Origin of the sequence: Actinomadura sp. NPDC048955, from assembly GCF_040649435.1 — a bacterium.
Classification (GTDB): domain Bacteria; phylum Actinomycetota; class Actinomycetes; order Streptosporangiales; family Streptosporangiaceae; genus Spirillospora; species Spirillospora luteofluorescens.
On the sequence record NZ_JBEZJI010000001.1, the window covers coordinates 235,990 to 260,734 of the forward strand.

General features: G+C 74.0%; 25 protein-coding genes. 16 read left to right on the forward strand and 9 right to left on the reverse strand.

Annotated features, from left to right (window positions below; genetic code table 11):
- Nucleotides 1–11 precede the first annotated feature (11 nt).
- The 3 genes from AB0C84_RS01145 to AB0C84_RS01155 all read right to left on the reverse strand — a co-directional run bounded on the left by AB0C84_RS01145 (nucleotide 12) and on the right by AB0C84_RS01155 (nucleotide 3,908).
- Entirely contained in the window at nucleotides 12–1,757 is a 1,746-nt protein-coding gene (locus AB0C84_RS01145; protein WP_361059915.1) for a CocE/NonD family hydrolase, read from the reverse strand.
- Between the two features lie 64 nt (nucleotides 1,758–1,821).
- On the reverse strand, nucleotides 1,822–2,775 hold the full coding sequence (locus AB0C84_RS01150) for an acyl-CoA dehydrogenase family protein (protein WP_361059918.1): 954 nt from the start codon (nucleotides 2,773–2,775) through the stop codon (nucleotides 1,822–1,824).
- A complete protein-coding gene (locus tag AB0C84_RS01155) occupies nucleotides 2,775–3,908 on the reverse strand; it encodes an acyl-CoA dehydrogenase family protein (protein ID WP_218905151.1) in 1,134 nt (377 codons plus the stop codon). The genes AB0C84_RS01150 and AB0C84_RS01155 overlap by 1 nt, the downstream gene beginning before the upstream one ends.
- A gap of 167 nt (nucleotides 3,909–4,075) precedes the next feature.
- Between AB0C84_RS01155 and AB0C84_RS01160 the strand changes: the two genes are divergently transcribed.
- The gene (locus AB0C84_RS01160) at nucleotides 4,076–4,672 is read left to right on the forward strand and encodes a hypothetical protein (protein WP_361059921.1); all 597 of its coding nucleotides are present in this window, start codon (nucleotides 4,076–4,078) and stop codon (nucleotides 4,670–4,672) included.
- A 41-nt stretch (nucleotides 4,673–4,713) separates the two neighbouring features.
- On the opposite strand, the gene AB0C84_RS01165 is transcribed toward AB0C84_RS01160, so the two are convergent.
- Both AB0C84_RS01165 and AB0C84_RS01170 read right to left on the reverse strand, forming a co-directional pair.
- Nucleotides 4,714–5,892 (reverse strand): winged helix DNA-binding domain-containing protein, encoded by a 1,179-nt coding sequence (locus AB0C84_RS01165; RefSeq protein WP_361059924.1) that lies wholly within the window; start codon nucleotides 5,890–5,892, stop codon nucleotides 4,714–4,716.
- Between the two features lie 19 nt (nucleotides 5,893–5,911).
- Nucleotides 5,912–6,253 (reverse strand): hypothetical protein, encoded by a 342-nt coding sequence (locus tag AB0C84_RS01170; protein WP_258939024.1) that lies wholly within the window; start codon nucleotides 6,251–6,253, stop codon nucleotides 5,912–5,914.
- Between the two features lie 195 nt (nucleotides 6,254–6,448).
- On the opposite strand from AB0C84_RS01170, the gene AB0C84_RS01175 reads away from it, so the two are divergent.
- Complete coding sequence (locus AB0C84_RS01175; protein WP_361059928.1) at nucleotides 6,449–7,126, forward strand: hypothetical protein; 678 nt, start codon at nucleotides 6,449–6,451, stop codon at nucleotides 7,124–7,126.
- A 7-nt stretch (nucleotides 7,127–7,133) separates the two neighbouring features.
- On the opposite strand, the gene AB0C84_RS01180 is transcribed toward AB0C84_RS01175, so the two are convergent.
- The 4 genes from AB0C84_RS01180 to AB0C84_RS01195 all read right to left on the reverse strand — a co-directional run bounded on the left by AB0C84_RS01180 (nucleotide 7,134) and on the right by AB0C84_RS01195 (nucleotide 12,674).
- On the reverse strand, nucleotides 7,134–7,580 hold the full coding sequence (locus AB0C84_RS01180; protein ID WP_361059932.1) for a hypothetical protein: 447 nt from the start codon (nucleotides 7,578–7,580) through the stop codon (nucleotides 7,134–7,136).
- A 91-nt stretch (nucleotides 7,581–7,671) separates the two neighbouring features.
- Nucleotides 7,672–8,928 carry a hypothetical protein gene (locus tag AB0C84_RS01185; RefSeq protein ID WP_312879023.1) on the reverse strand — a complete coding sequence of 419 codons (1,257 nt, stop codon included), beginning with the start codon at nucleotides 8,926–8,928 and terminating at the stop codon, nucleotides 7,672–7,674.
- An 81-nt stretch (nucleotides 8,929–9,009) separates the two neighbouring features.
- The gene (locus AB0C84_RS01190) at nucleotides 9,010–10,830 is read right to left on the reverse strand and encodes an ABC transporter ATP-binding protein (RefSeq protein WP_361059936.1); all 1,821 of its coding nucleotides are present in this window, start codon (nucleotides 10,828–10,830) and stop codon (nucleotides 9,010–9,012) included.
- Entirely contained in the window at nucleotides 10,827–12,674 is a 1,848-nt protein-coding gene (locus AB0C84_RS01195) for an ABC transporter ATP-binding protein (RefSeq protein WP_312879022.1), read from the reverse strand. The genes AB0C84_RS01190 and AB0C84_RS01195 overlap by 4 nt, the downstream gene beginning before the upstream one ends.
- A 138-nt stretch (nucleotides 12,675–12,812) precedes the next feature.
- Here AB0C84_RS01195 and AB0C84_RS01200 point away from each other — a divergent pair, with 138 nt between their 5' ends.
- The 14 genes from AB0C84_RS01200 (at nucleotide 12,813) to AB0C84_RS01265 (ending at nucleotide 24,721) form a co-directional block, all read left to right on the forward strand.
- Nucleotides 12,813–13,511 carry a TIGR03085 family metal-binding protein gene (locus tag AB0C84_RS01200; protein WP_338742494.1) on the forward strand — a complete coding sequence of 233 codons (699 nt, stop codon included), beginning with the start codon at nucleotides 12,813–12,815 and terminating at the stop codon, nucleotides 13,509–13,511.
- Between the two features lie 249 nt (nucleotides 13,512–13,760).
- Entirely contained in the window at nucleotides 13,761–13,967 is a 207-nt protein-coding gene (locus AB0C84_RS01205) for a cold-shock protein (RefSeq protein ID WP_030144886.1), read from the forward strand.
- 541 nt (nucleotides 13,968–14,508) lie between these two features.
- The gene (locus AB0C84_RS01210) at nucleotides 14,509–15,084 is read left to right on the forward strand and encodes a Trp biosynthesis-associated membrane protein (RefSeq protein WP_179842745.1); all 576 of its coding nucleotides are present in this window, start codon (nucleotides 14,509–14,511) and stop codon (nucleotides 15,082–15,084) included.
- Nucleotides 15,081–15,746, forward strand: a complete 666-nt coding sequence (locus AB0C84_RS01215; protein WP_361059941.1) for a response regulator transcription factor — start codon at nucleotides 15,081–15,083, stop codon at nucleotides 15,744–15,746. Before AB0C84_RS01210 ends, AB0C84_RS01215 begins: the two co-directional genes overlap by 4 nt.
- A gap of 10 nt (nucleotides 15,747–15,756) precedes the next feature.
- Nucleotides 15,757–16,164: a DUF2752 domain-containing protein gene (locus tag AB0C84_RS01220; protein WP_361059944.1), complete on the forward strand. Its 408-nt coding sequence runs from the start codon at nucleotides 15,757–15,759 to the stop codon at nucleotides 16,162–16,164.
- A gap of 113 nt (nucleotides 16,165–16,277) precedes the next feature.
- Nucleotides 16,278–17,084 (forward strand): indole-3-glycerol phosphate synthase TrpC, encoded by an 807-nt coding sequence (gene trpC / locus AB0C84_RS01225; protein WP_179842742.1) that lies wholly within the window; start codon nucleotides 16,278–16,280, stop codon nucleotides 17,082–17,084.
- 129 nt (nucleotides 17,085–17,213) lie between these two features.
- A complete protein-coding gene (gene trpB, locus AB0C84_RS01230; RefSeq protein ID WP_361059948.1) occupies nucleotides 17,214–18,446 on the forward strand; it encodes a tryptophan synthase subunit beta in 1,233 nt (410 codons plus the stop codon).
- A complete protein-coding gene (gene trpA / locus AB0C84_RS01235) occupies nucleotides 18,443–19,255 on the forward strand; it encodes a tryptophan synthase subunit alpha (RefSeq protein WP_361059951.1) in 813 nt (270 codons plus the stop codon). The genes trpB and trpA overlap by 4 nt, the downstream gene beginning before the upstream one ends.
- Nucleotides 19,256–19,427: 172 nt before the next feature.
- Nucleotides 19,428–19,919 carry a vitamin K epoxide reductase family protein gene (locus AB0C84_RS01240; protein ID WP_361059954.1) on the forward strand — a complete coding sequence of 164 codons (492 nt, stop codon included), beginning with the start codon at nucleotides 19,428–19,430 and terminating at the stop codon, nucleotides 19,917–19,919.
- 59 nt (nucleotides 19,920–19,978) lie between these two features.
- Nucleotides 19,979–20,752 (forward strand): thioredoxin domain-containing protein, encoded by a 774-nt coding sequence (locus AB0C84_RS01245; protein WP_361059957.1) that lies wholly within the window; start codon nucleotides 19,979–19,981, stop codon nucleotides 20,750–20,752.
- A gap of 155 nt (nucleotides 20,753–20,907) precedes the next feature.
- Nucleotides 20,908–21,756: a thioredoxin domain-containing protein gene (locus tag AB0C84_RS01250; protein ID WP_361059960.1), complete on the forward strand. Its 849-nt coding sequence runs from the start codon at nucleotides 20,908–20,910 to the stop codon at nucleotides 21,754–21,756.
- 43 nt (nucleotides 21,757–21,799) lie between these two features.
- Complete coding sequence (gene lgt, locus AB0C84_RS01255) at nucleotides 21,800–23,122, forward strand: prolipoprotein diacylglyceryl transferase (RefSeq protein ID WP_361059963.1); 1,323 nt, start codon at nucleotides 21,800–21,802, stop codon at nucleotides 23,120–23,122.
- Between the two features lie 12 nt (nucleotides 23,123–23,134).
- Entirely contained in the window at nucleotides 23,135–23,860 is a 726-nt protein-coding gene (locus AB0C84_RS01260) for a VIT1/CCC1 transporter family protein (RefSeq protein ID WP_258939040.1), read from the forward strand.
- A 69-nt stretch (nucleotides 23,861–23,929) separates the two neighbouring features.
- Complete coding sequence (locus tag AB0C84_RS01265; protein WP_258939041.1) at nucleotides 23,930–24,721, forward strand: hypothetical protein; 792 nt, start codon at nucleotides 23,930–23,932, stop codon at nucleotides 24,719–24,721.
- Nucleotides 24,722–24,745 lie beyond the last annotated feature (24 nt).

A 24,745-nucleotide genomic window follows, 5' to 3' on the forward strand; every position in this document is an offset into this window, starting at 1 on the left:
CCCGGCCGCGGTCAGGGCGCGTCCTCGTCCGGGGCAGGGGCCGCGGTCTCGGGGGAGCGCGCCGAGACCGGGAGGATGATCGCGGACGGGTGGTCGGGGTCGTGGAGGACCTGCTGCCGGGCGGTGACCATCCTCGTCGCCGCGGTGGCGAGGGGCTCGCCGGTGCCGGGGTTCACGGCGACCTTGGGGTGCGCGCCGCTGGTGACGTGGATCCGGACGCGGTGCCCGCGCTGGAAGCGGTGGCCCGTGGGCCACAGGTCGACGGCGAGGCGGAACACCCCGCCGGTCCCGACGGGTTTCGCCGCGGCGGCGGGCAGGCGCAGGCCGCCCTCGCAGACGTTGCGGGACGTCCCGTCCGGGGAGACGTCGCAGAGCCGGACGACGAAGTCGGTGTGCTCGCGGTCGGAGCGGACGAACAGGTCGGCCTCGACCGGGCCGATCACGTCCAGGTCGGCGCCGAGGGGCGAGGAGGTGAACACCAGCACGTCCGGCCGCCGCTCCAGGGGGCGGTTGTCGACGGGGCGGGAGCTGCCGAGCAGGGTGGGGCCGCCGAGGGCCGGCGTCGGGCGGGCGGGGTCGAAGCGGTAGGCGCTGGGCGCGGCGCCGCGCGGGCCGTCCTCGCCGAGGCCGCCGCCGGCGTGCAGGTGCCAGCGCGTCCACCGCGTGCCCGGCGGGGGCCAGTCGCTGTAGTGCCGCCACTCGCGGGCGCCGGTGACGTAGACGCGGACGGGGTCGCGCCGCAGCCCGGACGGGTCGCCCTGCAGGTGGGCGCGGAACCAGGCGAGCGACTCGCGGATCGCCGGCAGGCCGTGGCGCGCGTCGGTGTGCCACCAGGGGCCGATCGTCAGGTACGGGTCGCGCCCGGCGGCGCGCAGCGCCAGATAGTCCTTGATCATCCAGGGCAGGAAGATGTCGTACCAGCCGCCGAGGAGGGTGGCGGGCGCGGCGACCTCGCCGACGGTGCCGCTGAAGTCGCGGGTGTCCCAGTAGCCGTCGGCGGTCCCGTGGCCCGCGAGCAGGTCCTGGTAGAAGCGCATGGGCTCGCCGCCCGCCACCATGTCCAGCTCGGCCAGCGGGCGGCCGGAGCGGGCGGCGCGCTGGACGCGGCGCCGCGACATCAGGGGCGCGGTCAGCATGCCGAGCCGCCGCTGCTGCCGGTGCGTGAGGTCGGTCCAGGTGAGCGTGGACTCCAGGGCGAACGATCCGCCCACGTAGGCGGCGTCCCGGAACGTGGACGCGGTGATCTGCAGGGACATCGCCTTCAGCTCGGGCCCGGCCTCGGCGGCGATCGCCCAGGCCGCGTAGCCGAGGTAGCTCGGACCGAACGTGGCGAACGAGCCGTGGAACCAGGGCTGCCGCTTCAGCCACTCGACGGTCGCGAGCCCGTCGGCGCGCTCGCTTCCGAGGGGGTCGAACTCGCCGCCGGACCCGGAGGTCCCGCGGGCGCTCTGCACGACCAGCTGGAAGCCGAACGGGACGAACAGCAGGCCGTTGGCGAGGGCGGCGGGGCCGCGCCGCCCGTAGGGGGTGCGGACGAGGATGGTGGGGGGCCGTTCGACACCGGCCGGGACGTACCGGTCGGCGAGGAGGACGACCCCGTCCGGCATGGTCACCGGCAGGTCGCGCTCGACGGTGTAGGGGGCCAGGCCTCGCGGCCGCGGCAGCCCGGCCGGCCACGGCAGCCCCGCCGGCCATGGCAGGCCTTTGGGCCGGGGCAGCCTGATCGGCGGCACGGGCAGTCGGTCCCAGGGCGCCATGCTGTCTCCGAACGCGGTCGGCTACTCCTAGCGAGATTACCGACCCGCTCCGACGGCGGCGCGTTCAGGTGCCGGTGACGAGCGCCCACGGGTCGGGCGCGGCGGCGAGCGCGGCGCCGAGGTCGTCGGCCCAGGCGGTCTCGTCGCCGTACTCGTCCCGCCACGACCACAGCCGCAGGGTGACCCGGCGCAGGGGGTGCTCCTCGGTGACGCCGAGCGCGCCGTGCACCTGGTGGGCGATCGCGGCGACCGCGCCCGCGGCCCGCGACGCGTTCGCCTTGGCGGCCGCCACCGCGACCGGGTCGCCGGGGGTGCGGACGGCGGCGCGCACCGCGACGTCCGCGACCGTCGCCTCCCCGGCCAGCTCCGCCAGCATCTGCTGGACGGCCTGGAACCGCCCGATCGGCCGCCCGAACTGCTCCCGCTCGCCCGCGTACCGGACGGACAGCTCCAGTGCCCGCGACATCGCCCCGGTCAGCTGGACGGCCCGGGCCAGCGCGCCGCGCCGCCGCAGCTCGGCCGCGTCCACCGCGCACGGCGCCGCCCGCTCCGCCGGGACGCCGGACAGGACGACGTCGTCGCGCGGCTCGCCCGCCACGTTCGCGCCCTCGGCGATCCGCGCCCGCGCCGGATCGACGACGGCGGCGATCCCGTCGCCGAGGACGACCAGGGACCGTGCCGAGCGCGCCCAGGGGACCCGGCGGAACGTCCCGCTCAGGACGGGGACGCCGCGGCTCTCCGCCGCCTCGACCGCGCCGGACATGACGGTGAGAGGGCCCGGAGCGGCCCGCAGCCCGGCATCGGCGAGCAGCCGCCCGGCCAGCAGGGTCTCCGCCAGCGGCACGCCCGCGGCGTGGTATCCGGCCGCGCGCAGGACGGTGGCGGCGTCGGCGAGGTCCCCGCCACTGCCGCCCGCCTCCTCCGGCACTCCGGCCAGCGTCAGACCGGACTCCTCCAGCGCCCGCCACGGGTCGTCGCCGGCCAGGATCTCGTTCGCGGTGTCTTCCAGAAGCCCCATCAGCGCACTCCCAGACCGCGGGCGACGATGCCGCGCAGGATCTCGTTGGTGCCGCCCCGCAGCGTGAACCCGGGCGCCTGGACGACCGACTCCGCCAGCGCGCGGGCCAGCGGATCGGCGGAGCCGGGGTCGGGTTCCACGCCCGCGTGCTCGCGCGCCACCTCGATGACCTCGCGCTCGAACCGCGTCCCGAGGTCCTTGACGAGGGCCGCGGCCAGTTCGGGCGTCTCGCCGCGGGCGAGCGCGCCCGCGACCCCGAGCGACGCCTGCCGCAGCGCCCACAGGCGTGCGATGAGCCCGCCGAGGGCCCGGCGGGCCGCCGGACCCTCGGCGCGGCCGTGCAGGAGCCGGATGAGCATGAACGTGCTGAGCAGCCGTTCGGGGCCGCTGCGCTCGTGGGCCAGCTCGGCCGTGACCTGCCGCCACCCGTCCCCGGCCCGCCCGAGGACGAGCGCGTCCGGCACGAACACGCCGTCGAGCACGACCTCGTTGAAGTGGTGCTCGCCGGACAGTCCCCGGATCGGCCTGACCGTCACGCGGTCGTCCGGCAGGGGCACGATGAACTGGCTGAGGCCCGCGTGCCGGTCCTGCGAGCGTGGTGCGCTGCGGGCCAGGACGAGGATCGCGTGCGCGAGGTGGGCGCCGCTCGTCCACACCTTGGCGCCGTGCAGCCGCCACCCGCCGCCGTCGCGTTCGGCGCGGGTCCGCACTGAGGCCAGGTCGGAGCCGGAGTCGGGCTCGCTCATCCCGATCGCGAAGAAGCACTCGCCGCGCGCGATCGCGGGCAGGAACCGCGCCTTCTGCTCCTCGGTGCCGTGGGCCAGGATGGACGGCCCGGTCTGCCGGTCGGCGATCCAGTGCGCGCCGACCGGGGCCCCGGCGGCCAGCAGCTCCTCGACCACCACGAACCGTTCCAGCGGGGAGCGCCCGTGCCCGCCGTAGCGTTCGGGGAGCGTCATGCCCAGCCAGCCGCGCTCGCCCAGCAGGCGGCTGAAGGCGGGGTCGGCGCCGGTGAGCCAGCTGTCGCAGCGGGCCGTGAACGGTGTCCCGGCGAGGAATTCCCGCACCCGGGCCCGCAGCTCGGCGGTCCCGGGCGGGAGCGTGCCGGGGGTCAGGCCGGGCAGTGCCGCCACACGCACCTCCTCTGTCCAAGGGGACGTTACAGACATGCCCCAATCTTTCGGTCAGCGGCCCCTTACCGGAGGCCGCCTGGCGGGGCGGAGCGTTGTCTGGGATCGTTGTCGTCCGGCACAGGCGTTCCGCAGGGGGAGAAGACATGTGGCCCGGGTCCAACCCACCGATGGGACCGCCGCCCGTGGAACCGGGCCGGCCGGGACCGGGCTGGACGCCGCAGCCGCAGCGCATCAGCCCGAGCGCCGGATGGTACGCGCTGCCGGTCGTCCTGGTCCTGGTCGCCGCCATCGGGTTCCTCACGCTGCTCGCGCTCCTGTGGGACGACTCGGAGGTCGCCGGAGGCCCGTCGGCCGCGGGCGACCCGGCGTCCGGGGTGACCGTCCGCCTCACGGAGGGCTACGGCTACTTCGTCTACGTCCGGGAGGGCGGCCCGTCCCCGTACGCGTGCCGCGTCGAGGCGGGGGAGCGGTCCGGGCCCGTCCAGCTCACGCGGAAGAACTCCTGGAGCGCCTCCGACCACGCGTCCTACCGCTACACCGCCACGTTCAGGGCGCCGGTGTCGGGCGAGGCCCGGCTGACGTGCCGGGGCGCCGACGGGCCGATCCTCGTGACGCCCGACGACACCGCCGACGGCTACCTCGGCCTGGCCCTGCTGGCCGCGCTCGGCCTCAGCGGCCTCGCCGCCGTCGCGTTCATCGTGACGATCCTCAGGCGCAGCGGAGCCCGGCGCCGCGCGGTGACGATCACGGGCCCCCGCTTCTGACGGCCTGAGCCCGCATCGGCCCGCCGGAAGCGGGCCCCGGCTCATGCCGTCAGCTCGCGCTCCAGCGGGGTGCGGAACCGGGGGATCGCGCGGACGTCGCCGTACCACGCCGCCATGCGCGCCGCCTCCCGCTCGACGGCGGCCTCCGCGTCGGCGCCGACGTCCTCCAGGAGGCGGAAGACGATCTCGCCGTCCCTGCGCTGCGCCCACCCGCCGACGATGCGGCCGTCCCACCAGACCGACGGCCCGGCGTTGCCGTTGCGGTCGAACAGCAGCGGGCCGTGGGGGCCGAGGAACCAGCCCCGCTCCTGCCAGCCCATCGGGGTCGGGTCGAGCGCGGGCAGCAGCGCAGCCCACGGCTCCGGCGCGGGCGCGGGCTCCAGGTCGTCGGACAGGACGAGGCCGGTGGCGCCGCCGCCGAGGTCGACCTCGGTGACGTCCAGGAGCGCGAGGGCCTTCCCGACGTCGCCGGCGCTCCAGCCCGTCCACCACTTCAGGTCGGTGACCGGTGCCGGCCCGAACGCGCGCAGCCAGCGGCGGACGAGGCCGGCGCGGGCCTCGCCGGCCGGGAGCGACTCGATGCCGCCGGGCAGCCACGTCTCGACGGGCGACCACACGTACTGGCTGCTCGTCCACGACCCGTTCGGTCGCCCGCGCACGATGCGGCCCTCGCAGCCGAGCGTGACCAGGATCCAGGTGGTGATGCCCGTGACCCGCGAGTAGGACTTGCCGGGCGCCATCTCGACCTGGGTCCGCAGCAGGGGCACGTCGGCGCTGAGCTGGGCCCCCGTCGCCATGCCGCGCGCCAGCAGCGCCTCGTGCGCGGCCTCCTCGGCCCGGGCGAACAGGGCCGGCGCGTCGGTGACGTCGCCGCCGCGCTCGATCATCTTGGTGTACCTGGCGCGCTGCTTGGCCGCCAGCCCGTTCGCCGTGGACGCCTGCAGCACCGGGACCAGCTCGGTCGGCGCGACGAACATCGTCCGGCGCATCGCGAGCATCCGCAGCAGCGTGCGGTCGTCGTACAGGGCCTTCTCCACCGCCGCCGGGACGGCGTGGACGCTGCGGGCCGCGACCGACAGGTGGACGGTGGCCGGGTCGGTCGCGTGCAGCACGACCATGGCCCGGACGACGTCGAGGACGTCGTCGGTCCGGGCCGGAGGGCAGAGCCGGTGGCGGAGCGCGAGCCGGGCGCGGCGCTCCGCCGTGTTCATCGAACGCATGAGCGAATGGTAGACCCGGTCAGCCGTTGTTGGAGATCTTCACCACCACCTGGTCCTGGGTGACGGACTGCACCGAGACGTCGAAGCCCTCGGCCTGCTGCCCGTCCCCGGCCGGCACCGTCACCGTCTGCCCGCCGATCTTGAGGGTGACCATCTGGCCCTGCACCTTCACGAGCTCGGCCTTCACGCCGAGGATGGACGCGCTCGCCTCGACACCGCGGTCGAAGGTCACCGTGCAGGAGTTGACGTCGCAGGAGGTCTTGCTGTTCTCGCCGCCGCACGCGGCCGCGGCGCCGAGGGGCAGCAGGACGAACGGGAGTACGGCCAGCTTCCGCCGAAGGGGAAAGGAGGTCGAGGTCATGCCGGGGAGTCTAGGCGGCCGGGGCGGCCGTCCGCGCCCTCCGTGAGGCGGATCCGCGCCGCCCGGATCCGGCACCTGGCGGCGAGCCGGTGTCGCCCTGCGCGGTGAGCTGACCTCGCCCTGCGCGGTGAGCGAATGTCGCACCGCGCGGTGATGGCGCTGGATCTCGGGATGACCTCGTGTTTCGCTGGGCGGGTGGACTTCACCGAAGGGGCGGACGCCGCCGGAGGGCGGTTCTGGTCCGACGCCGAGGACGCGCCGATGCTCGGCCCGGTGGTGTGCGCCGCCCTCGGCACGGAGGCGCGCGCGATCCGGCGCGGCCTCACCCGGACGCCGGTCGTGGTCGTCGGCTACCGGGCGCGGCGCGCCGACCGGCTGCCCGCCGCCTGCGCCGCCCTCGTCGTCGCCGGGTTCGGCGGCGCGCTCGACGAGCGGCTGAGGCCCGGGGACGTCCTCGTCGCCGACGAGATCCGCGCCGCCTGCGGGGGCGGGAAGGCGGTGCCGTGCGCGGCGCCGCGGCTGCTCGCCGAGGAGATGATCCGGGACGGCCTGAGCGTCCAGGTCGGCCCGCTGGTCACCACCGACCGCGTCGTCCGGGGCGCCGAGCGCGGCCTGCTGGCGGCGCAGGGGGCGCGGCTCGCGGACATGGAGTCGGCGCTCGTCGCCGAGCGCGCCGGACCGCTGCCGGTCGCGGCGGTCCGGGTGGTCGTCGACGGCCCGCGGCACCCGCTGTGGCACCCGGGCATCGTCCGCCGCGGGCTGGCGGGGCGGCGCGTCCTGACCCGCCTCGGCCCGGCCCTGGAGCGCTGGAGCGCCCTGCTCGTGCGGGGCGAGGAGGGCACGAGCGAGGGGAGCGCGGCCGGCCGGGCCTGAGCGCCGCTCAGCCGTGCCCCGAACCGTGCTCCGGGCCGTGGTTGTCGCCCTGCACGATCTTCCCGCCGAGATCCTCGCGCAGCGACTCCAGGGTCTTTTGCTGGCTGACCGCCACCCAGCGCGCCCCGACCAGATACGTCCCGCCCCACGGCTTGGCCTCCTCCAACCAGGCGTTCATACCGTTGTCGGAGGTGAAGCTGAGCAGGACGTAGCGTCCCCGCGCGGTCTTGCAGTTCCCCTGCTCCAGATCCTGCACTTTGCGCTTCCCGGTGAGGGAGCAGTCGGTCTGCTGCGCCAGCTCGGCCAGGCTGGCCGGCTTGGCGGCCTTGCCATCGGACGCGTCCGACGCGGCGGAACAGCCGGCCGCCAGCGGCATCGCCAGCGCGGCGGCGCACAGCGGCACCGTCTTCCACGAGCCGAGCCTCAACAAGCCGAGATGGTGTCGGGAACCCATCGCTCTTCCTCTCCGGGGTGAGACGCGCGATTCGAGAGACGAATACGCGCCCCGCCCCGGAGGGGTTCATCCAGTTCGGGAAACCGGCCGCTCAGGTCATCATGCGGGCGCCCGCGGCGGCGCGGACGCCGGGGTCCTCGGCGTCGTCGTTGTGGAGCCTGCGCAGCCGCAGCGACGTCTCGTCGGTCAGGGGCGCGGTCCGGGCGGCCTCGGCCCGGACGCCCTCCTCGCAGTCCCACAGACCCTCGACGGTGTAGGACTCGGCGGTGTGCGGGGCGGTTCTCGTCAACGCGGTCAGGATGCGGGGTCTCAGATAGGCATAGGTGGATTCGGTCCAAGCGGTCTTCAACAGCGGGACGGCCTCGCCCGCGCGCAGCCGTCCCAGCCCCTCGATCGGGCTCGCGGCGTCGGCCCAGTCGCGCCGGGCGACGGCGGCGTTCAACTCGTCCATCAGCAGGGGGATGTCCTGGCGGGTGCCGTAGCGGGCGAGGATGCGCAGCCCCATGTCCGCGCAGCCGCCGCGCTGCGCCGCCCACATCCGCGCCCGCGGCAGCGTCTCAGGCCCGTACTCGCGCAGCGCCCGGCACACCGCTCCGCCGAACCTGCTCGGCCTCTGGGGCAGCAGTTCCTCCGCGAGGTCCAGCAGGGCCAGCGTCCGGCGGCGGCCCAGCTCGAATATCGCCGCTATGGAGCCCTCGCCGCGGCGCCGCGCGAGATCCAGCAACTCGGCCTCGCTCTGCGCGTCCTTCCCGGGAGCGGGCACCATCGCGCGGCGCGCCGCCCGGCCCGCCTCCCGCTGCCGCGCCAGGGCGTCGGCCACCCGCGGCTGCCGCGCCGCCCACGCCTCGATCACCGGGTTGTACCGGCCCGGGACCAGCAGCGCCAGGTCCGCGTCGTCGCACCGCGCGGCGACCAGGGCGTCCAGGCCGACCGCCAGCGAGGGATCCTCAAGATCGATGAGCTCGGCGACCGCGTCGAACCACTGCGCGCCCTCCTCGGCGTACCGGCGCAGCGGCCCGGCGGCCTCCCGCCGGCTCAGCCGCACCAGATCGGCCAGCACGCCCAGCGCCAGGTCCACCCGCCACTCGTCGGGGTCGGTGTGGTCGGACGGAGCGAACAGATGCTCCGCCACCGGCCCCACCGGCAGCTCCAGATCCACCATCAACCGGGCGTAGTACAGCCGCCGCGACTCGCACTGCCGATCCCAGCGCGGATCCCGCCGGACGCAGGCGTACACGTACTCGCCCGCGCCGGGCTTGTCCGCCGCGCGGCGCGCGGCCCTCCCGAGTCCACGCTGCAGTTGACCGTGCAGCGTGGCCGCCGATTCCAACACGACTTCGTTGCTCACCCCAGCAGAATGCGCACTGGACCAGATATCGGGCAAGTGCTTTAGCTTGCGTTTACCCAGGAAGTAGCCCTGTGGAACCCGTCACAGGCTCCGCTGGGCGATCCAGGACGCGTGCAGATCGGCGTACACCCCCGGCTCGGCGACGAGCTTCGCGTGCGGGCCGCGCTGCACGATCCGCCCCGCCTCGAAGACGATCACCTCGTCGGCCGCCTCGGCCGTGGACAGCCGGTGCGCGATCGAGATCGCCGTGCGGCCCCGCGTCACGCCGTCCAGCGCCCGCTGGATCCGCACCTCCGTGGCCGGGTCCACGGCGGAGGTCGCCTCGTCCAGCACGAGCAGGTCCGGGTCGGCGATGTAGGCGCGGGCCAGCGCGACGAGCTGGCGCTCGCCCGCCGACAGCGACTCGCCCCGCTGCCCGACCGGCGTCGCGAGGCCCTCGGGGAGGCCGTCCAGCCAGTCGGCGAGGCCCAGCTCGGTCAGCGCGAGGACGAGGTCCTCGTCGGAGGCGTCCGGGCGCCCGTACCGGATGTTGTCGGCGAGCGAGGCGTCGAACAGGAACCCGTCCTGGGGCACCATGACGATCCGCTCGCGCAGCGACGAGAACCGGACGCGGTCCAGAGGCACGCCGTCCACCAGCACGCGGCCCGACACCGGGTCCATGAGCCGGGTGAGGAGCTTGGCGAACGTCGTCTTGCCCGACCCGGTCTGCCCGACGATCGCGACACGGCTGCGCGGCGCGATGCCGACGCTGACGTCGTGCAGCACGGGCGGCCCGCCCGGGTAGGCGAACCCCACCGACTCGAACCGCAGATCGATGGGGCCGCGCGGCAGCGTCTCGCCCGCCTCGCCCGGGTCGGCGACGTCCGGGGCGGTGTCCAGCACGCCGAGCACCCGCCGCCACCCCGCGATCGCGTTCTGCGCGTCGTTCAGGACCTCCGTGGCCGTCTGCATCGGGCTGACGAACAGCGTGACCAGGAACAGGAACGCCACCAGCCGCCCGGCCGACAGCTCCCCGGCGATGCCGAGCAGCGTCCCGGCGATGACGACGGCGGCGGTGGCGAGCGCCGCCACCAGCTCGCTGACCGGGAACGTGAGCGCCACCATCGCCTGCGCCCGCGTCTGCGCCGACCGGTAGGACTCCACCGTCTCGTCCACCCGCCGGCCGGTGCGCTCCTCCGAGGCGTAGGCGCGGATCACCGGGGCGCCCACGACCGACTCGCTGACCGCCGCCAGCAGGTCGCCCATCCGCTCCCGCACCCGCATGTACGCCCTCGACAGGATCCGCTGGAAGCGGCGCAGCGCGAACGCCAGCGGCACGAACGCCGCCCACACCAGCAGCGCCAGCGGCCACGAGTAGACGACCATCAGCACGCTCGCCACGACCAGCTGCCCGATCGACACGATGAACATCAGCCCGCCCGACTGCATGAACTGGCTGATCTGGTCGACGTCGCCGGTCACCCGCGACACAAGCGAGCCCCGCCGCTCCCCGCTCTGGGTGAGCATCGACAGGTCGTGGACATGCCGGAACGCCCGCACCCGCAGCGTCGCCAGACCGCCCTCGGACGTCCGGTACAGCCGCACGTTCATCAGGTAGGCGCACACGGCCGTCACCAGGACGGCCGCCGCGCACAACAGCACCGCGGTCCGGATGAAGGCCAGGTCGGGGCCGTTCGGGCGGCCGAGGCCCTTGTCGATCGTCTGCTGGACGGCCACGGGCACCACCACCCGCCCGGCCGTCGACACCAGCGCGAGCGCCAGCGTCCCGGCCAGGCCGGCCCGGAACTCCGGGCTCAGCCGCAGCCCGCGCCGCAGCGTGCTGATCGCGCCCTCCGCCGCGCTGTCGCTCAGTCCCGGCGCGCTCCGCGGCTTCGAGGCCGCCGTGTCGGTCACCGTCGTCATGCCAGGGCCTCCTCTCCGCCCTCGACCGCTTCCTGCTCCGCCTCGGCCCGTTCGTAGGCGTTGACGAGGTTGCGGTAGCCCTCCGAGCCGTCCAGCAGCTCCGCGTGGGTGCCGCGCGCGATCACGCGGCCGTGCTCCATGTAGACGACCTCGTCGGCGAGCGCGATCGTGGCCTTGCGGTAGGCGACGACCACGACGGTCGCGCCCCCGGACTCCTCCGCCTGCGACTCCCGCAGGCTCTGCAGGATGCGCGCCTCGACCTGCGGGTCGACGCTGGACGTCGCGTCGTCCAGGACCAGCAGCCGGGGCCGCCGCACCAGCGCCCGCGCCAGCGCCAGCCGCTGGCGCTGACCGCCCGACAGCGTCGCCCCGCGCTCGCCCACCTTCGTGTCGAGCCCGTCGGCGAGGGCCGCGACGAACCCCTCAGCCTGGGCGAGCCTCAGCGCCTCCCAGACCCGCTCGTCGGGGACGTCGAGACCGAGCGTCACGTTGCCGCGCACGGTGTCGTCGAACAGGAACGTCTGCTGCGGGACCAGGGCCGCCGTCGCCGCGACCCCGCCGCGCCGCACGTCGCGCAGGTCGACGCCGTCCAGCAGGACGGACCCGTCCGCCGGGTCGACCAGCCGGACGAGCAGCGAGGTGAGCGTGGACTTGCCCGACCCCGTCGGGCCCACGACCGCGATCGTCCTGCCGGGCTCCGCCGCGAACGACACGTCGTGCAGGACGCGGCGCCGCGTCCCCTCGCCGGCCGCCTCGTAGGCGAACCTGACCTCCCGGACCCGGAGTTCGGTCGCCGCTCCGCCGGACCCGTCCAGCGAACCGTCCCCGAACGGCAGCGACCCCGTCGCGTCCAGGACTCCGCGGACCCGCTTCCACCCGACGACGCTGCGCGGCACCTCGCCCAGCACCCAGCCCAGCGCCCGGATCGGCCACGACAGCAGCGTGAACAGGTAGGCGACGTTCACCAGGTCGCCCGGCGACATCGCGCCCGAGTCCAGCCGCACCGACCCGATCAGCAGCACGGCCAGCACCCCGAGGTTCGGCAGCGCCTCCAGCACCGGGTCGAACAGCCCCCGGATGCGGCCGACCGCGATGTTGGCGTCCCGCAGCTCCCGCGCCCGCTCGCCGAACCGCTCGGTCTCAGCCGCCTCCCGGCCGAGGGTCTTGACCACCAGGCCGCCCTCGAAGCTCTCGTGCGCGACCTCGCTGACCTCCGCGCGCAGCTGCTGCGCCCGCGTCGCCACCGGCGACAGCCGCCGCTGGTACACCACGTTGATGAGGGCGACGGCGGGGAACACCAGGAATCCGACCGCGGCCACGACCACGTCCGTGACCAGGATCGACACCGCGGCGATCAGCAGCATGAACACGACACCGACCGCCATCGGCAGCGGCGCGATCGGCGCCCACACCGCCTCGACGTCGGCGTTGGCGTTCGACAGCAGCTGCCCGGTCGGGTGCCGGTGGTGCCAGGCCAGCGGGAGCCGCAGGTACTGCCTGGTCACCGCGCGGCGGTAGGACGCCTGGAGCCGGTACTGCATCAGGCCCGCGTAGAACCGGCGGCCCGCGACGCCGAGCGCCTTCAGCAGCGCCACCGCCATGATCAGGGCGGCGGCCCCCGCGAGCGCCCCGGCGGTCGTGTGCCCGGACTCGAACGCCGGCAGCACCACGTGGCCGGTCGCCCAGCCCAGCACCTGCGCCGTCCCCACCGTCATCGCCGCGTACAGGGCGCTCGCCAGCACCGACAGCGCGAACACCCGCGGCTCCGCCTTCACCGCCACCCACAGGACGCCCAAGCCCTCTCTCAGGACGGGCGGGCTGACGCGTCTGGACGCAGGTGGCACGGCGACTCCTCGATCACGGCGGCGCCCCGGAATATGCCCCCTTGCGGCCGCGGCGGGGGGTTTGTGGGGCCGGATATTCCCTACCATCCAGCCGGGGCGCTTATTCCCGGCCGCCCGCCCGCGGCCTACGATCGGCCGATGAGCACGCCCGACGACGGCCCCGCGCCGTCCGCCCCGAAGCAGGACGGATCCGGCCCGGCGGACCCCGGCCCGGTCCGCCGCGAACGGCTGCTGCTGGCAGCGGCACTGTCGGAGGCGGGACCGGAGGCCGCCACCGAGTGCGCCGGCTGGAACGCCCGCGACCTGGCCGCCCATCTGGTCGTCCGCGAAGGACGCCCCGACGCGGCCCCCGGGATCCTGCTTCCCCCGCTGGCCTTCTACACCGAGCGGGTGCGGCGCCGGACGGCCCGCGCCGTTCCGTTCGAACGGCTCGTGGAACGGTTCGCGCAGGGGCCGCCGAAGTTCTCCCCCTACGCCCTTCCCGGAGTCGACAAAAACGCGAACGCCGTCGAGTTCTTTGTTCACCACGAGGACGTCCGGCGTGCACGCCCCGACTGGGAGCCCCGCGCCCTCTCGCCGGAACTAGAGGAACTACTCTGGCGAAGGATAAAAATTGCCCGCTTTGTCCTAAGGAAAGTTCAGGTCGAGGTAACCTTCGTCCGGCCCGACGGCCGGGCCGCCCGCGTCTCCGGCGGCGGTCGCGGAGCCGTCCGCGTGCACGGCCCGGTAGGCGAACTCGTCCTGTGGGCACTGGGCCGCCGGGACGTCGCGAAGGTGAGCCTCACCGGCGCCACGGACGCTGTCAAGACCCTGACCGAGACCGGTTGGAGTCTTTAACGGGCAGGTAACGGCACGGTTCGCCGAGAGGAGAATCGCAAGTCTTGCGGCTCCTCCGCTTTACGCGGAACCGGTGATACGGTGGGGCGGTCGGTTGCAGTCGTGGTTCTCGATCGTTCAAAGACGCCCGCGAACTGATGGCAGCGGGCGTTTTGGCTTTTCCGGGACCGTACCGGGGGCGAGAGCGTTCCGCAGCGACCGCACGGGCCCGCGAGGTGTGGGCCCAGGTTTTGCCGCAAGGAGAAAGACATGCCCCAGCAGGGCACCGTGAAGTGGTTCAACGCCGAGAAGGGCTTCGGCTTCATCGCCGTGGACGGCGGCGGGCCGGACGTCTTCGTGCACTACTCGGCCATCCAGAGTTCCGGCTACCGCAGCCTGGACGAGAACCAGCGCGTCCAGTTCGAAGTGACGCAGGGTAACCGGGGCCCGCAGGCCGACCAGGTCGTCCCCCTGTAAGGCCCGCCAGCCGTACGTGGCAGAGCCCGCCCCCCACCGCCAGGGGGAGGCGGGCTCTGTTTTATTGCGTTTTTCTCCTCCTTCGGGCCTGGCGGCCCTCCATCGTCGATAAACGCTTGCGATCGCTGGCATCGCTTCGGCTCGCCTTGCGGCTCGCTGCGCGATCAGGTTCTTGCTTCGCTCGAACCTGCCGTTGGACGCGATCGCGATCCCTTCGCTTGTTGCGTGGTTGCGCCGTCGGCTGAGGTCGGCGCGGCCGTGGTGGTCTGGGTCGCCCTTCGGGCCTAGCGGCCCTGGGGCTTGTGTTGGTGAGTGGTGCTGTTCGCGTTGCTCGCCTGGCGGCTCGCTCGCGCTGGGGGTCTCGCAAGCTCGAACCCGGTTTGGATGTTGTCGACGTTCTTCTGGGTGTTGTGGGGGTGCTTCAGTGACTGGGGTGGGGTGGGGGCGGGGGTTCTGGGGGCTGCAATAAACTTGGGCGCATGTCCCTGGGAACGTCATTGGTCTTCTCGATTGCTGTGGTGGTCGGGGAGTGGCGCGTGTCATGACGCCTGGGCGTGAACGTGGGCTTACGGCCCTGGTGTGTGCTGCGGGAGCTGGGCTTGCGCTGCTTGCTGCCGGGCGTACCTGGGCCACTGTCAGGGCGCAGGACGCCATCACGCCGTTCTCGCAGCAGCTGACCGGGGGCGACCTTGGTGGTGCGGCCGGTGCGCTCGGGTGGGCCGGGCTTGCTGGGCTTGCCGCTCTGCTGGCGACCCGGGGGCGGGTTCGCGCTGGGGTGGGTGTCTTGATTGCCCTGTTCGGTGTGGGCATCGCCTATGCGTCCACCGTGAGTGTGCAGCGGTCGAGTGTGCTGGCGGCCGCTGGTGACAAGAGCGCTCTGTTGCGACTCGGCGCGGACCCTGTGCTGGACGTCAATCTGTGGTGGCTTGTGTCGGTCACGGGTGGGGTCGTTCTGGCCGTGGGCGGGATCCTCACCGCCGTGCGGGGGGCGCGTTGGCCTGGCATGTCGGCCCGTTACGAGCGCAGCGCGCCGCGCAAGGCGGCGGAGGACGATCCGTCCGCCCTGTGGAAGTCGCTCGATCGTGGTGAGGACCCGACCGCGCACGAGCGGTCGTGAGCATCGACGGGGGCGGGGCCGTCCTCGTGATCGAGCACGACCCCGCCGTCGCCGAGCTGGAGCGCCGCTACCTCGCCCGGGAGGGCTTCGACGTCGAGATCGAGGCCGATCCCGCGCGGGCGCCCGCCGCGGCGCGGCGCCTGCGTCCTGACGTCGTCGTGCTGGACCTGTCCACCTCGGCGCTGCCCGTCGACCTGTACCGGCGCGTCGCCGACGCCGCCCGGCCCGCGCCCGTCGTCGCCGTGACCGGCCCCCTCGACCCGATGATCGCGCGAGCTCTCGGCGACCACCGCGTCGAGCGGCCCTTCGGGCCCCGCGTCCTCGTCGCCGCGGTCGCCGAGGCCCTGCGGGCCGGCGGCCCCGCCCAGGCGCCCGGCCCCCTGCGCGCGGGCCGCATCGCCCTCGAAACCCACGACAGGGCGGCCGTCGTCGGCGACCGTCGCGTCGCCCTCACCGTCACCGAGTTCGACCTCCTCGAGTTCCTGATGGGCAACCCGGGCCGCGTCTTCACCCGCGAGCAGCTCCTCGACGCCGCGTGGGGGCCCGGAGCCGGCGCCGGGAGCCGCACCGTCGACGTCCACGTCGCCCAGTTGCGGGCCAAACTCGGCGACGGCAACCCCATCAGGACCGTGCGCGGCGTCGGCTACGTCCTGGACGCCTAGGGTGGACGACGTGACTCGCGTATCGCGGGCGTTCGCGCCGCACGCGGCGGTGCTGGCCGGGGTCGCCGGCGGCGTCCTGGTGATCGCGTTCCGGGCGGATCCCAACGAGCCGGGGCACTACCCGGGCTGCCCCTTCCTGGCGCTGACCGGCTACTACTGCCCCGGGTGCGGGATGACGCGGCTCGTCTACGCGCTGGCGCACGGGCACGTGGGCACCGCGTTCGGCCTCAACCCGCTGCTCTTCGTCCTGCTCCCGGTCTTCGGGTACCTGTACGCGCGGTGGACGCTCAGGACCGCGCAGGGGCTGCCCATGCGGTCCACCCTGTTCACGCCGGCCGTCGCGTATTCGTTCGTCGGCCTTCTCATCGTCTACTGGATCGTGCGCAACCTGCCGTTCGCGCACGTGCTCGCGCCCTGACACGCGCGGCCCGGCCGGCGGGGAGCCCCGACGGGCCTCCCGGGTGCGGGACGCGTCGGAGGGGGCGGCTACGATCGGTGCACGGAACGACCTGAAATAGGGGGCCTGCGACCTTGAGCGTTTTGGACGAGATCATCGAAGGCGTCCGGGCCGATCTCGCCGACAGGCAGCGCGAGGTCCCGCTCGACGCCCTCAAGGAGCGGGCGGCGAAGGCCCCGGCCCCCAGGGACGCGCTCGGCGCGCTGCGCGGGCAGGGCGTCTCGGTCATCGCCGAGGTCAAGCGCAGCAGCCCGTCCAAGGGCGCGCTCGCCGCCATCGCCGACCCCGCCGCGCTCGCCCGCGACTACGAGGCCGGCGGCGCCAAGGTGATCAGCGTGCTGACCGAGCGGCGCCGGTTCGGCGGCAGCCTGGAGGACCTCGCCGAGGTCCGCGCCAACGTCGACATCGCCCTGCTGCGCAAGGACTTCATCGTCACCTCCTACCAGCTGTGGGAGGCGCGGGCCGCGGGCGCCGACATGGCGCTGCTGATCGTCGCCGCCCTGGAGCAGGACGCCCTGGTCTCGCTGGTCGAGCGCGCCGAGTCGATCGGGCTCCTCCCGCTCGTCGAGGTGCACACCGAGGAGGAGGCGGCCCGCGCGGTCGACGCGGGCGCCAAGGTCATCGGCGTGAACGCCCGCGACCTGCGCACGCTGCAGGTCGACCGCGGCGTGTTCGCCCGGGTCGCGCCCCTCATCCCCAAGGACGTCGTGAAGGTCGCCGAGTCCGGGGTGCGGGGCCCGCACGACCTGCTCGCCTACGCCTCCAGCGGCGCCGACGCTGTGCTGGTCGGCGAGAGCCTCGTGATCGGCAAGGACCCGCGGGCCGCGGTCGCCGACCTCGTCGCCGCCGGCGCCCACCCGGCGCTGCGGCAGAGCGGCTGAGAGACTCCCGCGACGAGTGGATAGGGTTACGGGCATGCAGGTCGAACCGCTCCGGGAGCGATGGCGGGGCTAGTCCAGGACCCCAGTGACCGGATCAGCCGCTTCTCCCACGACAGGACGCGTTTTCTCATGACCATGGACACCGCCGCGCGCGGTGCTGGACCCCTGCCCGACGCCACGGGCCACTTCGGCCGGTTCGGCGGGCGGTTCGCCCCCGAGGCCCTCATGGCGGCCCTGGACGAGCTCGCCCGCGAGTTCGAGACCGCCAAGAACGACCCCGCCTTCACCGCCGAGCTGGAGGACCTGCTCGCCAACTACGCGGGCCGTCCCAGCCTGCTGACCGAGGCCGCGCGCTTCTCCGAGCACGCCGGCGCGCGGGTGCTGCTCAAGCGCGAGGACCTCAACCACACCGGGTCCCACAAGATCAACAACGTGCTCGGCCAGGCGCTGCTCACCCGGCGGATGGGCAAGACCCGCGTGATCGCCGAGACCGGCGCCGGCCAGCACGGCGTCGCCACCGCCACCGCCGCCGCCCTGCTCGGCCTGACCTGCACCGTCTACATGGGCGAGGTCGACACCGAGCGGCAGGCCCTCAACGTCGCCCGGATGCGGATGCTCGGCGCCGAGGTGATCCCCGTCCGGACCGGCAGCCGCACCCTCAAGGACGCCTGCAACGAGGCGTTCCGCGACTGGGTCGCCAGCGTCGACGAGACCCACTACTGCATCGGCTCGGTCATGGGCCCGCACCCGTTCCCGGTGATGGTCCGCGACTTCCAGCGCGTCATCGGCGTCGAGGCCAGGCGGCAGTGCGTGGAGATGACCGGTGCCCTCCCGGACGCCGTGGTCGCCTGCGTCGGCGGCGGCTCCAACGCGATCGGCACCTTCCACGCCTTCGTCGGCGACGAGTCCGTCCGGCTGATCGGTTTCGAGGCGGGCGGCGACGGCGTCGCCACCGGCAGGCACGCCGCGACCCTGGTCGGCGGCTCCCTCGGCGTCATCCACGGCATGCGGACCTACCTGCTGCAGGACGACGACGGCCAGACCCTCGAAACCCACTCGATCTCCGCCGGGCTCGACTACCCCGGCGTCGGCCCCGAGCACTCGTGGCTGCACGACACCGGCCGCGCCGAGTACCGCGAGATCACCGACGCGGAGGCGATGGAGGCGTTCGCGCTGCTGTGCCGCACCGAGGGCATCATCCCGGCGATCGAGTCCGCGCACGCGCTCGCCGGCGCCCTCAAGGTCGGCAAGGAACTCGGCCCGGACGCCACGATCGTCGTGTGCCTGTCCGGACGTGGCGACAAGGACATGCACACGGCCGCCACCTTCTTCGGCCTGATGCCCGAGGGAGAGAACGCGTGAGCGCCCGGACCGCCTACGACAAGGCCAAGGCCGACGGGCGCGCCGCGCTCGTCGGGTACCTGCCCGCCGGGTTCCCCAGCTACGAGGGGGCCGTGCAGGCCGCCAAGACGATGGTGGACGCGGGCTGCGACGTCATCGAGATCGGCCTGCCCTACACCGACCCGATGATGGACGGCCCCACCATCCAGGACGCCGTCCACCGGGCGCTCGTCGGCGGCGTCCGCGTCGCCGACGTGTTCCGCACGGTCGAGGCTGTGGCCGCCACCGGCGTCCCCGTCCTCGTCATGACGTACTGGAACCCCGTCGACCACTACGGCGTCGACCGGTTCGCCCGCGACCTCGCCTCCGCCGGCGGATCCGGCCTGATCACGCCCGACCTCACGCCCGAGGAGGGCGGGCCGTGGCTGGAGGCGTCCGACGCCCACGGCCTCGACCGCGTGTTCCTCGTCGCGCTCAGCTCCACCGACGAGCGCATCGAGGCGATCACCCGGGCGTGCCGCGGCTTCGTCTACGCGGCCTCGCTGATGGGCGTCACCGGCGCCCGCTCCGCCCTCGACACCGGCGCCCCGCGCCTGGTCGAGCGGACCCGCGCCGTCCTGGACAAGGCCGGCTCGGCCCTGCCGGTCGGCCTCGGCCTCGGCGTCGGCACCGGCGCCCAGGCCGCCGAGGTCGCCGGGTTCGCCGACGGCGTGATCGTCGGGTCGGCGTTCATCCGCCGCCTGCTGGACGCCCCCGACCTCGCCGCCGGCCTCGCCGGGGTCCGGGCGCTCACCGAGGAGCTCGCCGCGGGCGTCCGGCACGGCCGCTGATCGTTCCGGACAGCCCCGGGTGTCCGGGCGGGACCGGCGAAACCCGGCTCCGCGCGGACGTCCCGGCAGGTCGCGGGAACTCGCCGCGCCCCCGCCCGAGTTGAAGGCTTGTGGGGCCGCCGGCAGCCAATAGGGTGTGGTCGCCGGCACAGGCGGTCCCGGGAGGATCACGATGGCGCAAGAGATGACGGTGAAGGGCCGGGCGGCGGCTGCGGAGCAGCCGCCGCCCCCCGCGTGGCTCCAGATCGCGGCGTGGGTGCTGACCCTCGGCGGGCTCGCCATCTCCGTCTACCTCACGATCTCGCACTACGACGAGGGCGCCCTGGTGTGCTCGGCGTCCAAAACGGTGGACTGCCACGCCGTCACCACCAGCGAGTACTCCACCCTGGCGGGCATCCCGATGCCGCTGTTCGGCCTCGCGTTCTTCGTGGCCTTCGGTGCGCTGATGACGCCGTGGGCGCTGCGGTCGACCTGGTCGCCGCTGCGGTGGGGCCGGGTCGCGTCCACCGCGGTGGGCGTGCTGTTCGTGGTCTACCTGGTCACCGTGGAGCTGGCGCTCCTGCACAAGATCTGCCTGTGGTGCACCGGCGTCCACGCCATCACCGTCCTGCTGTTCCTCCTCGTTCTGGCCGACGAATTCCGGCGGGTCGGCCAGGTCGACTAGTCTCGCCGTCGTAGCGCGCCGCACGGTGCCGGCGCGCGTCCGCACGCTTAGGAGAACCAATGAGCAAGGCCGCACGAGAGCGGTCCGCGAGAGAGCGCCTGGCCGAAGAGCGCAAGCGGCAGGCGGCGCGGGAGAAGCAGCGGCGGCTGCTCGCCATCGTCCTCGGGTCGGTGGTGGTCGTGGCGGTGATCGTGGTCGCGACCGTCCTCATCATCGACCAGAAGAACAAGAACGGCCGGGCCGAGGTGCACCAGGGCGCGCTCGCCCCCGTCAGCCGCCAGGCCGACGGCTCCATCCTCATGGCGCAGTCCGGGGTGAGCAAGCCGGAGCTGGAGATCTTCGAGGACTTCCAGTGCCCGATCTGCAAGCAGTTCGAGGAGGCCACCGGCAAGACCGTCCAGCAGCTCGCCCAGCAGGGCAAGGTCAAGGTCGTCTACCGGCCCTTCCACCTGTTCGGGCAGCAGAAGGACCCCGTCCGCACCAACTCGCTGCGCTCGGCCGAGGCGGCACTGTGCGTGCCGGCCGGCCAGTGGGTCTCCTACCACGACGCGCTCTTCAAGTTCCAGCCGCCCGAGGGCGAGAAGGGCTTCTCGCCCGACGACCTCGTCAAGTGGGGCAAGGACGTCGGCGTCACCGACCCGAACTTCGAGAAGTGCGTGCGGGACGGGCAGAAGAAGTCCACGGTCGACGCGATGACCAAGTACGCCCTGCAGGACCGCGGTGTCCAGGGCACCCCGAGCGTCTTCCTGAACGGCAAGTCGCTCGACCAGTCGGCGCTCATGAACCCCGCCGCCCTGCGCGCGCAGATCGAGTCCGCGGCCGCCAGCAAGTGACCGGCCGCGTCCGGGACGCCTGAACGCCGAACCGCCACGCCGCGCCGCCCCCTCCCGGGACGGCGCGGCGTGGCGTTTTCCCATCGCCCGCGAGCGCCCCGCCCGCTACTCTCGTAGACGCTCACCAACACGCAGAGTGGCGATCGGGGGATCGGATGAGCGAGCAGGGCAGGGAACCGTCCGCGCGCGACCGGCTCGCGGAGGATCGGGCGCGGGCCGCGGCCCGGGTGCGGCGCCGGCGGGCGCTGCTCGTCGTCCTCGGCGCCCTCGCCGTGGCGGCGGTCGCGGTCGTGGTGGTCGTCGTCGCGCTCTCCCGCAGCGGCGAGGAGCCGCTGCGCAACTCCTACAAGGGCGCGCTGGCGCCCGCCACCCGCCAGCAGGACGGGTCGGTCGCCATGGCGCAGCCGGGCGTCGCCTCGCCGGTCCTGGACGTGTGGGAGGACTTCCAGTGCCCCGCCTGCAAGGCGATGGAGGAGCGGGTCGGCGCGACGATGAAGGAGCTCGCCGCGCAGGGCAAGGTCAAGGTCGTCTACCGGCCGTTCCAGCTCTTCCAGCAGGACCCGCTGATGTCCAACTCGCGGCGCGCCGCGAACGCCGCCGCCTGCATGCCCGCCGGCCACTGGGTCGCCTACCACGACAAGCTGTACGCCGAGCAGCCGCCCGAGGGCGACACGGGCTTCTCCACCCGTGACCTCGTCGCGTGGGGCGAGCGGCTGGGGGTCGCCGACCCGTCCTTCGCCGACTGCGTCCGCGGCGACCAGCAGATCAAGACCGTGAACCAGGCGAGCGCCCAGGCCGGCCGGGCGGGCGTCGACGCGACCCCGTATCTCGCGCTGAACGGTAAAAAGGTTGGAAACGACGCCCTGGCCTCGCCGAGCGAGCTCAGGAAGGCCGTCGCGGAGGCCGGGGGCGGCGCGCCCGTCCCGGGGAGCACGCAGTCCAGCGGCACGGCGGGCGGCGCGGGCGCCGGGGCGGCGAAGATGACGATCTCGTCGCGGTCCTAGAGGAGGCGCGCGCTGTGCCCCGGAGGCGGTAACGTCAACGGTCATGCACCCGGTCGCCTACATACCGAGTCCCTCGCAGGGCGTCTGGCACCTCGGCCCCGTGCCGCTGCGCGCCTACGCCATCATGATCATCCTCGGCATCGTCGCCGCGGTCTGGCTCGGCGAGCGCCGCTGGGCCGCCAAGGGCGGCACCCCCGGCGTGATCATCGACGTGGCCGTGTGGGCGGTGCCGTTCGGCCTGGTCGGCGGGCGGCTCTACCACGTGGTCACCGACTACCAGCGCTACTTCGGGGAGGGCGGCGACCCGGTCCGGGCGCTGGAGATCTGGAAGGGCGGCCTCGGCATCTGGGGCGCCGTCGCGCTCGGCGCGGTCGGCGCGATCATCGGCTGCCGGCGGCGCGGGATCTCGGTGCTGGCGCTCGGCGACGCGGTGGCCCCGGGCATCGCGCTCGCGCAGGGGATCGGCCGCTGGGGCAACTACTGGAACCAGGAGCTGTACGGCCGTCCGCTGGACACCTTCTGGGCATTGAAGATCGACGAGAACCACCGGCCGATGCTGGACGGCGGGCCCGGTCTCGACCCCAAGTACGCCGACGTCGCGACCTACCACCCGACGTTCCTGTACGAGTCGCTGTGGTGCGTCGGCGTCGCGATCCTGGTGATCTGGGCCGACCGTCGCTACAAGCTCACGCACGGCCGCGCCTTCGCCCTCTACGTCGCCGCCTACACGGTCGGGCGCGGCTGGATCGAGGCGCTGCGCATCGACGACGCCCACCACGTCCTCGGGCTGCGGCTCAACGACTGGACGTCCATCGTCGTCTTCGCCTGCGCGGTCGCCTACCTGTACATGGCCCGAGGCCGCACCGGCCCCGAGAACGTCGGCGCCCCGGTCGCGGCGCCCGGCGACGTCCCCGTAGCGGAGGAGTCCGCGGCGAAGCCCGGGACGCCGGACGACGGCACCGCCGAAGCCGCCGCGGAGCCCGCGGACGCGGCACCGGTCGTGGAGCCCGCGGCGAAGGACGAGGCTGCGGAGCCGGAGGCCGAGGCCCGGGCCCCGGAGGCCGGGGAGCCTGAGGCGGCGCCCGAGCCGGACGGCGGGGAGCCGGAGGCGACGGCCGTCGAGGAGCCCGAGCCCGTCCCGGAGGCCGCGGAAGAGGATCCGGAGCCGGAGGCGAAGGCCGGCGAGGCGGCCGAGCCGGAGGGCGAGCCCGAGCCGGTGGCCGGGGCCGATGCGGAGGCCGAGTCCGAGGCTCGCAGCGAGGCCCCCGCCGCGGAGGCTGCGGACGAGGCCGGGGAGAATGAGGCCGACGGTGCCGCCGACCACGACCGGGTGGAGAAGGGGGAGCCCGTCAAGGACGGGAAGTAGGAAACGGCGACGGTGTCCGATACAGGCGAGAAGCACGGCGTGCGGCCGGAGCAGCACCACCAGCACCGGGACGTCACCGGCGGCTGGCTGCGGCCGGCGGTGTTCGGCGCGATGGACGGGCTGGTCTCCAACTTCGCCCTGATCGCCGGGGTCGCGGGCGGCCAGGCGACCCAGAAGGTCGTGCTGCTGGCGGGCCTCGCGGGCCTGGCGGCGGGCGCGTTCTCGATGGCGGCGGGGGAGTACATCTCGGTCGCCTCGCAGTCGGAGCTGGCGCAGGCGGAGATCGAGGTGGAGCGGCTGGAGCTGGCCCGCCACCCGGTGGCCGAGCAGCGGGAGCTGGCCGAGGTCTTCGAGGCGCGCGGCGTCGACCCCGAGACGGCCGCCGAGGTCGCGCGGCAGCTGTCCCGCGACCCCGACGAGGCCCTGGAGGTCCACACCCGGGAGGAGCTCGGGGTGACGCTCGGCGACCTGCCCTCGCCGCTTCTGGCGGCGGGCTCGTCGTTCCTGTCGTTCGCGGTCGGCGCGCTACTGCCGGTGCTGCCGTACCTGCTGGGCGCGACCAGCCTGTGGCCCGCGGCGGGCATCGCGGCGCTCGGGCTCTTCAGCGCCGGGGCGCTGGTGTCGCGGATCACGGCCCGCGCGTGGTGGTTCGGCGGGTCGCGGCAGCTCCTGTTCGGCGCCGCCGCGGCGTTGATCACCTATGGCTTCGGCGCGCTGATCGGCAGTAACGGGCTGTAGCCCAAGGAATCTGGGCGAAACACCCTTTTGGGCGCGCGAGGGGGACCCGGACCGCTAAGCTCCGGGGCTGTGATCGAGGCTTCTGACACCGGTTCCGCCGAGGCCGCCGAGGGCCGCCGGCGGGACTTCTGGCCGGAGGACAAGTCCGGCCGCAGGCTCCCCAGTCCGAAGCTGCTGCTCGGCGCGGCCGCCGCGCTGGTCGCGGTGGTCGTCGCGGTGGTCGCGGTGCTCCTGCTGACCGGCGGGGGCGACGAGGCGAAGCCGCAGCAGCGGGCGGTGCCGACCGCCTACGCGCCGGACTACCTCGGCGAGGGCTTCGCCAAGCTCGCCTCGCGTTCGAACGACTCCCGCCCGATCACCGAGGGCGAGGCGTTCTCCACCAAGACGCTGAAGTCGGGCAAGTACACCTTCACGCTGGCCGAGTCCAAGCTGAGCTCCGACTGCAAGGCCGCCACCTGGGGCGGCCGGCTGCAGGGCGACCTCGCCAAGTACCAGTGCAGCCAGGTCGCCCGCGCGGCGTACGTCAGCGCCGACAAGAAGCACGTCGGCCAGTTCGCCGTGATCAACCTCGTGAGCGAGGAGGGCGTCAAGCAGATCCTGCGCGACCTGGATCCGGCGACCGGCGCCGGCTGGGTGTCCCCGCTGCAGCCGAAGGGCACCCCCGCGTTCGGGCCCGGGTTCTCCGCCGCCTACACCAAGACCTACGGCCACTACGCCGTGGTCACCTGGGTGGAGCGGGCCGGCGGCGCGCAGCCCGCCTCGCTGAACGAGATGATCGATGTGAGCCTGGTCATCGAGAACGCCGCCGACTTCCTGTACGGGCGCCTCGACCTGGTCTCCGGCGGGAAGGCCGGGCAGTGAGCCGGCCGGGCGCGGGCGCGTCCT